This is a genomic window from Methanocalculus pumilus (assembly GCF_055382585.1).
In genome coordinates this window covers 1,500,348-1,511,727 of the sequence record NZ_AP042393.1, presented here as the reverse complement: position 1 = coordinate 1,511,727, position 11,380 = coordinate 1,500,348, and the positions used below count along the sequence as shown (strand labels likewise).

Here is an 11,380-nt window from a genome sequence, read left to right as displayed (position 1 = left end):
GACTACTGAAGTGACATTGTGATGATCTCGTTCATGCTTGCAACAGCAATCGGTGTGCCGCCGCGTGTTCCGACATTTGAGACCGAGGGAACCCGTATCGTCCTGAGCAGCTCTTTTGACTCGGCCGCATTCACAAACCCGACAGGAGTTCCGATAACAAGCGCAGGAACAATTCCCTCGCCGATCATACGGCAGACAGTGAGGAGGGCTGAGGGGGCGTTTCCGATCACAATAATGGAGCCGGAAAGTCTCTCCCCGAGTGCACGAAAACCGGCTGATGTTCTTGTGATCCCCTCGGCTGCTGCGATATCAGCCCCATAATCGAGTGCGCACTCGATACTGCATGAATGCCCCCTCTTCAGGATGCCGACCTGCACCATTCTGATATCCGTATAGATCGGTGCTCCTTCCCGGACAGCAGCAATGCCGGCAGCTATCGGATCATCTGTAAACTGCATCAGATCCGCCATCGCAAAGTCTCCGACAGCAACCGAACAGCGCTGACGGATCCGATCTTCCGGTGTCTCATCGCCGATCGCCTCCCTGGCAAGTTGCCTGCTTGTCTTTGCGATCTGATACCCTTCGTGGGTATCTGCGCCGAGATCAATATACGTATTTTCTGTGGTATCCCCGCGGGGTGATAATTCCTCTGACATCGTCTCCCACCTTCCATATCCTGCTTTCAAGTCCGCCGATGATCACAATGGAATGCATATCCACAATTGATGTGTCGGCCTTCAGCTCATCAAGTGTCATGATATGCCGCTCTTCACCGGGCCGGTATGCATTCTTCACAACAGCAGCCGGGGTCTCTTTCTCCCGGTGCTTTGAGATGATTGCGAGTGCGGTATCAAGGTTATGCGGCCGCCCCCTGCTCCGGGGATTGTAGATTGTAAGCGGCACACCCATCGCTGATGCATGATCGAGCCGCATCGCAATAACCTCCCATGGTGTGAGGAGGTCCGAGAGCGAGAGAGTGACATAATCACCTGATAATGGGGAGCCGATACATGATGCCGCAGCAGTTGCCGCTGTTACTCCCGGTAATACCTCGATGGCAACCGTTGAGCCTGTCCTCTCGGCAACCTCAATCACGATCCCGGCCATCCCGTAGACGCCTGCATCCCCGCCCGAGACCATCGCGACACGATGATTCTCTGCGAGATCGAGTGCGAGCTGCGCCCGGTTCACCTCTTCACCCATCGGGCTCTTCACGACCTCTTTTCCCTCAATGAGAGGTCGAATCAGGTCGATATAGACATTATTCCCGATGACATACTCCGCCTTTGCGATCGCCTTTAAGGCCGCCGGGGTCAGTTGCTGGATATTCCCGGGGCCTGTGCTGACGATCGAGAGGAGGCCTTTTTCATTACCTTCCAATTGCAATGGTCACCCTTCCATAAGTCTTCTTCTTCATAATAAGCTCGCCCTTCTCCGAGCATGCGATGGCAGCGGGTTCTGCAACCCCACTCAGGCCAATCAGCCCCGCCCGTGACGGAGATGGTGTCTCTATACTGTTGATCATATCGTCGCCAAGGTAGATGAGGACGCCCCCAAGCCTTCGTACCCCCTCGGCGAGTCCGGGGTCAGGGCGTTTCTTCTCGGTAGTTGCAAACGCTCCCACCTCATCTGAGCGGATGTGAGCGTCTTTGAGTGCGGAAGCCACCGCAACCACCACCTCTTCCGGCGTGATCCCAAGCCGTGCCCCGATACCGATGGTATAGGGTTTTGCCTTGATCAATACGGAAACTCCTGGCCCCGCCACCACGATGCCGGGCTCAGGTATCTCGTAGACCGGCACATCACCATCGAGGAAGGCGGCATTCACCCTCCGGGTAGAGGGGCGGTTGATCACACGACACTGCTCAACTGCGGCATATCCCTCAACAGACGGCCGTCCATGCACCTCGGTTGCTGTTGAGATCACAGGAATGATCCCGATCTCAGCAAGGCGGCAGGCGAGATCGTTTGCGCCATGATGGCCGCCCAGAATCGGAATTGCATACTTCCCATCCGGGGTCACAACGACGATCCCCGGATCATGCCACTTGTCGGTGAGGAGCGGGGCAGCGGAGCGGACGGCAATCCCTGCCGACATCACCGCAATGATGCCCTTGTACTCCGCAAATGCGGTTTTAAAGATACCCTCCTCATAGGGAAGCAGCTCTGCATCAATCGCCTCTGCTATCTTCTGGCCGAGTTCTGAGAAGCGGGGCAGGGCGATGACACAGCAGTTCATGAATAGAGATGTGAATGGACAAATCCACTTTCGATACCAAGGACTGCACGGCCGATGATGATCAGGGCGGTCTTTGTAATCCCAGCAGCCTCCGCCTTATCTGCAATATCGGCGACAGTACCTTTGACAATCTTCTGGTCATCCCAGGTGGCATGGTAGACAACCGCAACCGGCGTATCCTGTGGGCATTCAACCTGTGCCATAATATCCCTCAGCTTCTCGGTGCCAAGGAATATCACAAGCGTCTCCCCGGTTCGGGAGAATTCTTTAATCCGATCTTCTTCGAGGGTTGCACCGGCAGGGCGGGTGATGATGACGCTCTCGGAAACACCCCGCAGGGTGAGCTGGGTGTTGAGTGCTGCGGCTGCCCCGAAGAGTGAGGAGACACCGGGAACAATTTCCGGTCTGATCCCGTCCTTCTCAAGGACTGCCATCTGCTCGATGATCGCGCCATACAGTGCGGGATCACCTGAATGGAGACGGACAACCAGTTTCTTCTCCAAGACTCCGTCTCTGATTGCACCGCAGATCTCCTCCAGGTTCATCTTTGAGGAATCTAATTTCAGCACTGCCCCCGATGCAGCAACAAGCTCCGGGTTTACGAGCGATCCTGCATAGATCAGGATATCCGCCCTCTTCAGGAGATCCATCCCCTTCACTGTGATAAGGCCTGGATCTCCGCATCCCGCACCGACAATATAAAAATTGCTCATAATTTCCTCGCGTACAGTATGCTGAAGTAATTGGATTGTTCAGGCAGGTTCTCATTGGTATAGATCTTCATATCGTCCATATACATCCGTTCCACAAGCACAAACTCTGAGTATCCTTCCTTCTTTAGCTCCGCTGCTGTCTTCTGTGGCCGACGTACCTTCAGCGTGATCCTGACATCCGGCTCAGATCCATCCGAGACAGAAAAACTCTTCTGGATCGGAAGATCTGCAACAGATGGAAGTGCCGTAATCGAGCTGATCCCCGGCACCGTGCTGCATTCGATCTCCGGGTGGTCCCGTTTCAGAATCGCTGTTAACCGGGAAAATGTGGAGAAGAAGTTCGGATCCCCGATGATTCCAAAGACTGCGATCCCTGAGAGGGCATATGGTGCAATCTTCTTTGCATTCTCCTCCATACAGGCCTCGATATATGATTCATCATTTGTCATCGGGAAATCAAGGGTGATGGCATCCCTTCGGTATGCAGAGACGAGATTGTATGCCATCTCACCAGGTACAAAGACCGAGTCTGCCTCCCTGAGGAGCCGTGCTGCCTTCAGGGTGAGGAGTTCGGGATCGCCTGGCCCGAGGCCGACAGCAATCAGCATGATCTGCACCCCCCGACGATGATGTAGATTGGGTTTTCCGGCTTAAACATCGTTTTTCCGGCGAGATCAGCGGATCGCGAGACCTGAAGATGGATGGCTTCGACAAAGATGCCACATTCTCTCATCGTTTGAATTGCAAGTGTGGCGGTCTCAAGGAGGACGGCATTCACCACAATCGTTCTGACCCTCTTCTCTGCAAGAAGTGAGAGTACCTGGAGAAGCCCTTTTGAGCCACCGACAAACGCGACATCAATTCCCTCAATCTCCCCGAGAAATGGTGCTGCATCGCCCTCGACAAGGGTGATATTCGTCAACCCGGAATCATTAATTGTTCTTCCGGCAACAGCGATTGCCTCCGGCCGCATGTCGATTGCATATACCCTTCCAGCAGTCCGTGCAATGGCGATGCTGACGGTTCCGGTCCCGCACCCGATATCAACAGCAGTATCTCCGGGGCGGACTGCAAGCTTCGAAAGCGCAACGGCACATACTTCGGGCTGGGTCGGCCCTCCTCTCAATTCACTCGTTGTCATGGATCCCGCAACTCAGACAGCCATTCCCTGCCTGCCTGTTTCAGAAGTATTGGCTGGAATTCTTAATAGTTATTGGGTCTCTCTCCAAAAAGGAGAACGTGCCTGTCGCCTTTGGCGCTTTCCTCCGGACGAATCAATATAATTAAACGTATTCGCGTCCCATTACATTGTCAATGCTCAATATACGACGGGAAATCTGTGGCTATTGCGGAGCGTGCGTCTCTGTATGTCCGGAAGGTGCCCTTGAGCTGGTCGATGCGTATCTCACCGTCGAGACCACCTGTATCAACTGTGGTATCTGTGAGAAGGTCTGTCCACTCGGTGCTCTGGAGGTTGTCAAGGAATGAAACGGCAGTATGATATGCTGGTCATCGGAGGAGGTCCCGGAGGAGCGCTTGCTGCAAAGACTGCTGCAGAGAAAGGTCTCTCTGTCTGTCTTGTCGAGAAGCGTCCTGCGATTGGCGCTCCTCTCCGCTGTGCCGAGGGTATTGGCAAGGAGCTCTTAACCGATTTCCTCCCCCCGGATCCAAAGTGGATCTGCACTGATATCGAACGGGCGGAACTTGTTGCCCCCGATGACTTCTCGATGATTCTTGAGCCGAAGATGGCGGGATCAGAAGTCGGATATGTCCTTGACAGGAAGGTCTTTGACCGGGAACTTGTCTGGAAGGCAGCTGAGGCGGGTGCCGAGACCTATGTGAAGGCCCGGGCCACTGCTCCAATTGTGAGAAATGGTGCAGTTGCCGGTGCGGTCATCGAACAGCATGGGAAGACCTATGAAGTGGATGCGAAGATCACGATCGCAGCAGATGGGATCGAGTCGAAGTTTGCCAAATGGGCCGGAATAGATACCACTGTTCCGCTCCGCGAGATCGAGACCTGTGCCCAGTACCTGATGACCGGGATCGATATCGATGCACAGACGACCTCGTTCTATCTCGGCAATGACGTTGCACCAGCCGGATATGTCTGGATCTTCCCAAAAGGAAAAGGGCTTGCCAATGTCGGTATCGGTATCAGCGGCGGAAAAAGCGGTGCAGGTCATCGTGCAAAGGATTATCTTGACCGTTTCGTAAAAAGGAAGTTTCCGGATGGCAAATGTATCGAACTGATTGTTGGTGGTGTATCGGTCTGCAAACCCCTCTCCTGCACTGTTGCAGATAATATGCTGATCGTCGGCGATGCTGCCCGGATCTCTGATCCCATCACCGGAGGCGGGATTTACAATGCGATGTATACCGGACGGCTTGCTGCTGAGACTGCAATCGGAGCACTTGAGATGGGTGACACCAGAAAAGCCGCATTGATGCCGTATGATACAACATGGCGCAGGTCAAAGATGGGGAAGGCGCTTGAACGGAACTATGCCGTCAAAGAAGTCTTTGTCGGGTTATCAGATGAGAAGCTGAATGCCATTGTTCATTCTATCTCAAAGATCAATCTTGAGGAATTCAGCACGCTTACACTGATCACCGAGCTGATCAAAGCAAACCCCTCACTCCTCCTGGAGCTCAAACACCTCAAAGCATTCCTCTAAAATGAGAACCGGTCAGAGACCGGTTTTATATTTTTGTGAACTGCTGGTTTAAATAGCGGAGACTACTCATCTCTGCTTCTTTCTTCGAAAAGACCGTTATCACGTCTTCCGGCCTGATAACAAGATCTCCTCTTGGGATAATCAGATCGCCGGCCCGGTGAACAGCAATTATGACGAAATCCTTTACATCAAGGTCACTGATCTTTTTATTGACACCGCGTGAATCTGCTTCGACGGAGATCTCAAAGATCCCGCCGCCATGGATTGATGCAAGTGCCTGGGTATTTGGGTTCTCTGCCCAGGTATAGAGGGATCTGGCCACGATCTCATCAGGATTTTCGCTGATCCGAACTCCCACCTCAGAAAAGAGCTCGGAATGTTCCTTGTGATTTACAATTGAAACAACATTCGGAACAGAGTATCGTTTTGCAAGCCAGCATGTCATGAGGTTTGCCGCATCATCGCTTGTGGTTGCAACAAGTGCGTCGGCATGATCGATCCCGGCATCTTCCAGGATGGATTTGTCGGTGGCATTCCCGGTGATTGCCAGGAGATCGTAGTTCTCAAGCATCGAAGCACACCGCTCTTCATCCCTGTCGATGATAACAACGCTGTCGCCGTTCTCAGCAGCAATGGCCGCGAGGTTTCTTCCGATACCACCGAGTCCGATCACGATGATGTACATATACGGTTTTACCGAAGCAGGTGTTAAAATACCTTGCGGAGTGATCAGTATGTATGTTCTGTGGGGTGGATGAAGCAGGGAAGGGTGCGGTTCTAGGACCGATGGTGGTTGCTGCCGCGGCTGTTTTAGATATCACGCAACTTGATTCCATTGCAATCAGGGATTCAAAAACCCTTACCCGCCGCAAAAGAGAAGAGCTCTTCTCCCTGCTGACGGAAATGTGCCTCTATCATCTCGTCTACGTCTCCCCCGGTGAGATTGATGCTGCACTCCCTCTCATCTCAATGAACCTTGTTGTGGCCAGGGCACATGCAGAATGTGTTGCGGCACTGAAGCCAGAAACCGCATATCTTGATGCATGTGATGTAAATGCCGCCCGGTATGCGGGTACGGTGCAGTCTCTCCTCCCATACCCATGCAGCCTGGTAGCCGGGCACAGGGCAGATGCTACCTATCCAATCGTCGGTGCCGCCAGTATCATAGCGAAAGTTACAAGGGATCGGGCGATTGCTGATCTTGCTCTTGAATATGGTGATATCGGGAGCGGGTATCCTTCCGACAAAAAGACGATCAGTTTTCTCACAGAGTATATCCGGGAACATGGAAGCCCCCCCGCCTGTGCCCGATCAAGCTGGAAGACGGTGGCAACCCTCCTCGCAAAAGAAAGACAGTCATCGTTTCTTGATTTTTGAAACAATGAACGGTTTTATGAAGGTTCACTGCTAATATTACTCTTACTTATGGACTGGCTTTTCCCTGTTGTTCTTGTCATTGCTTTATATGCTATTATAGCCGGGGTCATATGGAGAAATGGTTTATTTCCTGAAAATATCTCCTTTTATGGGCCTATTATGATGATCAAGACGGAAAAAGTAGGTTTTTTCGATCGTTTTATCCCGTTCAGGGCATTCTTCAGGATCTATGGGACTATCGGGGTGCTGATGGTGGTCTTCATCTCAGCCCTGATGATGTACCTGCTCGTCAAGACGACCGAGATCACCCTACTGACACGCCCTGAACCAACAGAGTTCCAGAAACCCCAGAATCTTCTCCTCATCCCCGGTGTCAATGAGTTTATACCCTCATCATTTGCGGTCTGGACTGCCCTTGTGCTGACGATCGCAATCCATGAATTTGGCCATGGTATCCTCTGCCGAATCGAGGGGATCGCAGTAAAGAGCACTGGCCTTCTCCTGGCGGTCATCCCGATAGGCGCATTTGTTGAACCAGATGAGGAAGATCTCGATAAAACTCATGGCATGCCTAAGATGCGGATGTTTGGTGCGGGTATCGCAAACAACCTCACCGTCGGTGTAGCCTGTTTCATTGCCCTTGTCCTCCTCCTCGGAATGGTGGCCCCTTCACCTGCCCCGGTTGTCACCGGTGTCTATATGGATTATCCGGCATATGAGGGCGATCTCCCCTTCCCCTCGGTCATCGTGAATGTCAATGGCGAGTCGGTTACATCCAGGGAAGAGGTGACCGCTCTCCTCTCCCAAACCCGGCCCGGTGATTCCCTGACGCTCATTGTCGATTCGGATGGCACACATGTCGAACGGACCCTTATCCTCTCGGATTGGCCGGAGGAACTTGCAAGCGAAATGGAATCCGGGTTCATGGGGATCATGTACTATGACAGCGAGCGTGTCGTTACCGTACTTGGCAATCTCGCCTCTCCTGAAGGGATGCTCTATCTCCTGATTGCACCACTCAATATCGTTCCGGGAGCAGATTTCCTTAAGGTGATCCCCTATGACTCGGTTGAGAACACCTACCTTCAGGTTCCGTTTGATGGTTTCTGGCCATTGATCCACCTCCTCTTCTGGGTTGGCTGGATCAATATCATGGTAGGGATCTTCAATGCCCTTCCGATGCTCCCGCTTGATGGCGGCCATATCCTCAGGGAAGGGTTAAACCGGCTTCTTGACAAGCGTGGACTGGGAGGATTTGTGGACCGGATCGTTGTCTCGGTCTCATGGGCGGTGCTGTTTATGCTACTGGTTCCGATCCTCCTCCCCTACCTCTTCCACCTGTGAAGAGTAATCAATCTTCAGGCGATGATGAATAGAAGCATCCTTCAATCTCTGATTCCGAAAAGATCCGGAGAAAACTATCTTCCCTGCCTCACCATCGGGATGGCGTTGCACCCTTCCATCTCCCCGAAACAGAAGATGAAACGCTCACGGATCGTCTGTGGCATTGCCCGCTCTTCAATCCTCTCAAATCCAAGGGATGTGTAGAATGCGATCAGTGGAAGGGTGGAATGGATATATATGTCCTCCCCACCGCAGGCATCAAGGAGTGCCTGTACAACAATGCGGGCAAAACCCCTGCCCCGGTACCTCTCGGGGGTGAAGACACAGTCCATCTCGAGACCCTCCGGGTGGCGGGTACAACGGGCTGTTGCAGCCAGTTCCGTCTCAAGAAATACGCCGAATATGCGTTCTTTTGTTGTGTCTGCTTTCTGGCCGCGATACTCCTGCCAGAGTTTTTCTGCGAGGTGGAATTCGTCTTTCCCGAGTTCCCTGATGATCTCTGTCATAATGATCTGGTAGGAGTTCTGGCTGATAGAAGTTATGGTTTGATTTAAAAAAAGGAAAGGAAAGGAACGGCTTTGCTGCCGGTTCCCGGTTATTCGATCTTATCTTTTCCGATCATCTTGATATCGGATGTATCGATATCCGCTTCGATCGATTTTAAGATCTCTTTTGCAGAATGGATTGCATCCTTTCCGGGCATCTCGCCGAGTATATCCTCAGAAAGTTCCATTAAGTCTTTTGGATCTTCATCATGCATATCCTCGGTTGCACCAAGGAACTTCGCGCTCTGCTTGATGAGGCTTGTCAGCTCAAATGGCAGCACGATCTTGGTTGCTTCTCCCTCGGCCATCTTCTTCAGAGCCTCAAGTGAGAGGACAGTAATGGCACGCTTATCAAGCGGGCGGGCGCCAAGTGCCAGGATACGGAGCCCCTGTGCATCTCCCTGCGACACCAGGATCTTCCCCTGCCGTTCACCCTCTGCCCTCAGGATCTTGCTCTGCCGTTCACCCTCGGCTTCGAGGATCATACTCTGCCGGAGACCTTCGGCCTTCAGGATGGCAGCCCTCTTCTCTCCATCTGCCCTGAGGATTGCCGCACGCCGTTCACGCTCGGCCGAGGTCTGCTCGGTCATCGCCTGTTTGACGGCACCGATCGGATCGACCTCTTTGATCTCGACACGCTCAACCTTGACACCCCATTGGTCTGTCTCGCGGTCAAGCATATCGCGGAGCTTGGTGTTGATAAGATCCCGGTTGTAGAGGACCTCATCAAGCTCCATATCACCGATAATGCCACGAAGACTTGTCTGGGCAAGAGCCACCGTGGCGGATTTATACGCGGCAACCTCAAAGTATGCTTTTTCGGGATCCATCACCCGGACATAGATGATGGCATCGACATTTGTCGGTGAATTGTCTTTTGTGATCACTTCCTGCGACGGAACATCAATCACCTGTGTCCTGAGATCCAGCTTGATGACTTCTGTGATGAATGGGACAACCCAGCGGAAACCGGGGTTCATCCGGCCAGTATAGGTACCGAGCCGGATGGTAAGTCCCTGCTGGTACGGCTGGACGATGACGACACCACGGGCAAATATGAAGACGATAATTAAAATTAGAATAATGGTTACAAAATTATCTATGATAGCCATGCATTCATACCTCCTCTACAATGACATGCACTCCCTCGGAACTGACAACCCGGATGGTTGTACCGGGGGAGAGTATTCTTCCTGTTGAGCGTGCACTCAACTCGACACCGGAGACCGAGACCTTCCCTGAGAGTTCGTCCGGTTGTACTTCACGCACGACCTTCCCTTCCTTTCCAACAAGAGAGTCCCGACTCATCGTCGTTGGAAGCTGTTCGGGTGAGAGGCGCCGGTATAGCAGGACAGTCAGGCTTGCGGCAATGAGTGCCGACGCAACTCCGACCAGAATCCCCCATGTGCTGCTGAAGACATCGATGCCCATCAGGAACATGACTCCAAGGACGATCATCGTTGTGCCGGGAACAGCTGCAAAGAACCCCGGATTCATCGCCTCAAAAAGAAGCAATAATGCACCGATAATAATCAATGCGAAATACAGGTTGGTCTCAAGCACCATACAGATAGATGGTGGTTTGGGGGGATAAATGCTTCCTGAAAGAAAAATTATCTGATGATATGGGCAATCTTTGCCCCTTTTGGAACGTTGAACCTTTCTGCGATCGGATCACACTTTGCAACCAGCAGGTACGCAACCGGAGGCAGCTTGGAATAGTCGGAGAGTGACTCATAGTTGGCAAGCCCTTTTGAGATGATCAGGGTTGCACTCTGGATCGCATCTAACAGATCGTCTGGGATCAGGTTTAGATTGACGCCGATTTCTGCACCGCCGCCTGTTGTGGTCAGGTGGTCTGCGACCTCATCTATCCCGGCATCCCGTGCCTCATCAAGGGTGACATCATTTAAGATTGGCGCTTGTTTTACGGCAACCGTGACATATGCCCCCAGATGTTTCAGCTCCTCAATGAGAATCCGGTCAAAGAAACTCTCACCGGTATTATCCATAAAGTAGACGACTCTCCGGGCAGCTTTTGCAATTTCATCGGAATCGTCGATAAAGAGTCCCTTTTCAAATTCGGCCTTGAAAAAGCTGACAAAGTCCTCTGCGATCGTGTGGCCCATCACTCCATAATCCATTGCGTTACCGATGACTGCTGCCCGAATGGCGGTTGGAAGATCGGTTATAAGATGTCGGACCTTCGCAACAACATCCCGTGCTGTCCGGGTATCCTGGTACTTCAGTGTCCGGTACGGATCAACAGCTCCCACAGTTCTGTAACAGCAACGGTGAACCGCACTTGCAATCACTGGTGCCGGAACATCGTCTTCAAATAGTGAGTCAAGCAGGGTTTGGGAAGCCCTGACTGCTTCTTCAACGATTGCCGTATCCTCTGTGCAGAGTTCTGCTTCAAAGCGGACGCGGGAGAGGAGACAATCCCGGCATGTTTCGGTGATTCTCATTTCATCGACCTGTTAC

The 11,380-nt window shown here is 52.4% G+C and carries 15 protein-coding genes; 4 read left to right on the top strand and 11 right to left on the bottom strand.

Features of this window, described 5'->3' with window-relative positions; all coding sequences use genetic code 11:
- Positions 1–2 precede the first annotated feature (2 nt).
- Genes ACZ44I_RS07950 through cbiT form a run of 6 tightly spaced genes read right to left on the bottom strand, consistent with a single transcriptional unit; the run spans position 3 to position 4,093 of the window.
- Positions 3–656, bottom strand: coding sequence for a precorrin-8X methylmutase (locus ACZ44I_RS07950; protein WP_464551013.1), 654 nt, complete (start codon positions 654–656; stop codon positions 3–5).
- Positions 604–1,380 (bottom strand): precorrin-3B C(17)-methyltransferase, encoded by a 777-nt coding sequence (cobJ, locus tag ACZ44I_RS07945; protein WP_464551015.1) that lies wholly within the window; start codon positions 1,378–1,380, stop codon positions 604–606. Before cobJ ends, ACZ44I_RS07950 begins: the two co-directional genes overlap by 53 nt.
- Positions 1,370–2,239, bottom strand: coding sequence for a cobalt-precorrin 5A hydrolase (cbiG, locus tag ACZ44I_RS07940; protein ID WP_464551017.1), 870 nt, complete (start codon positions 2,237–2,239; stop codon positions 1,370–1,372). Before cbiG ends, cobJ begins: the two co-directional genes overlap by 11 nt.
- Positions 2,236–2,952, bottom strand: coding sequence for a cobalt-precorrin-4/precorrin-4 C(11)-methyltransferase (locus tag ACZ44I_RS07935; protein WP_464551019.1), 717 nt, complete (start codon positions 2,950–2,952; stop codon positions 2,236–2,238). Before ACZ44I_RS07935 ends, cbiG begins: the two co-directional genes overlap by 4 nt.
- A complete protein-coding gene (locus ACZ44I_RS07930) occupies positions 2,949–3,560 on the bottom strand; it encodes a cobalt-factor II C(20)-methyltransferase (RefSeq protein ID WP_464551636.1) in 612 nt (203 codons plus the stop codon). The genes ACZ44I_RS07935 and ACZ44I_RS07930 overlap by 4 nt, the downstream gene beginning before the upstream one ends.
- On the bottom strand, positions 3,554–4,093 hold the full coding sequence (cbiT, locus tag ACZ44I_RS07925; RefSeq protein ID WP_464551020.1) for a precorrin-6Y C5,15-methyltransferase (decarboxylating) subunit CbiT: 540 nt from the start codon (positions 4,091–4,093) through the stop codon (positions 3,554–3,556). The genes ACZ44I_RS07930 and cbiT overlap by 7 nt, the downstream gene beginning before the upstream one ends.
- Before the next feature lie 173 nt (positions 4,094–4,266).
- On the opposite strand from cbiT, the gene ACZ44I_RS07920 reads away from it, so the two are divergent.
- On the top strand, positions 4,267–4,440 hold the full coding sequence (locus tag ACZ44I_RS07920; protein WP_464551022.1) for a 4Fe-4S binding protein: 174 nt from the start codon (positions 4,267–4,269) through the stop codon (positions 4,438–4,440).
- Positions 4,437–5,630 carry an NAD(P)/FAD-dependent oxidoreductase gene (locus ACZ44I_RS07915; protein WP_464551024.1) on the top strand — a complete coding sequence of 398 codons (1,194 nt, stop codon included), beginning with the start codon at positions 4,437–4,439 and terminating at the stop codon, positions 5,628–5,630. Before ACZ44I_RS07920 ends, ACZ44I_RS07915 begins: the two co-directional genes overlap by 4 nt.
- A gap of 25 nt (positions 5,631–5,655) precedes the next feature.
- Here ACZ44I_RS07915 and ACZ44I_RS07910 read toward each other — a convergent pair whose 3' ends face one another.
- Complete coding sequence (locus ACZ44I_RS07910; RefSeq protein ID WP_464551026.1) at positions 5,656–6,315, bottom strand: potassium channel family protein; 660 nt, start codon at positions 6,313–6,315, stop codon at positions 5,656–5,658.
- Positions 6,316–6,368: 53 nt separating this feature from the next.
- On the opposite strand from ACZ44I_RS07910, the gene rnhB reads away from it, so the two are divergent.
- Positions 6,369–7,007, top strand: a complete 639-nt coding sequence (rnhB, locus tag ACZ44I_RS07905) for a ribonuclease HII (protein ID WP_464551028.1) — start codon at positions 6,369–6,371, stop codon at positions 7,005–7,007.
- 159 nt (positions 7,008–7,166) lie between these two features.
- A complete protein-coding gene (locus ACZ44I_RS07900) occupies positions 7,167–8,351 on the top strand; it encodes a site-2 protease family protein (RefSeq protein ID WP_464551030.1) in 1,185 nt (394 codons plus the stop codon).
- 74 nt (positions 8,352–8,425) lie between these two features.
- On the opposite strand, the gene ACZ44I_RS07895 is transcribed toward ACZ44I_RS07900, so the two are convergent.
- The 4 genes from ACZ44I_RS07895 to ACZ44I_RS07880 all read right to left on the bottom strand — a co-directional run bounded on the left by ACZ44I_RS07895 (position 8,426) and on the right by ACZ44I_RS07880 (position 11,364).
- On the bottom strand, positions 8,426–8,857 hold the full coding sequence (locus ACZ44I_RS07895; protein WP_464551032.1) for a GNAT family N-acetyltransferase: 432 nt from the start codon (positions 8,855–8,857) through the stop codon (positions 8,426–8,428).
- Between the two features lie 89 nt (positions 8,858–8,946).
- Positions 8,947–10,008, bottom strand: coding sequence for an SPFH domain-containing protein (locus ACZ44I_RS07890; RefSeq protein WP_464551034.1), 1,062 nt, complete (start codon positions 10,006–10,008; stop codon positions 8,947–8,949).
- Between the two features lie 4 nt (positions 10,009–10,012).
- Entirely contained in the window at positions 10,013–10,462 is a 450-nt protein-coding gene (locus tag ACZ44I_RS07885; RefSeq protein WP_464551035.1) for an NfeD family protein, read from the bottom strand.
- 47 nt (positions 10,463–10,509) lie between these two features.
- Positions 10,510–11,364 carry a damage-control phosphatase ARMT1 family protein gene (locus ACZ44I_RS07880; protein WP_464551037.1) on the bottom strand — a complete coding sequence of 285 codons (855 nt, stop codon included), beginning with the start codon at positions 11,362–11,364 and terminating at the stop codon, positions 10,510–10,512.
- Between the last annotated feature and the right edge of the window lie 16 nt (positions 11,365–11,380).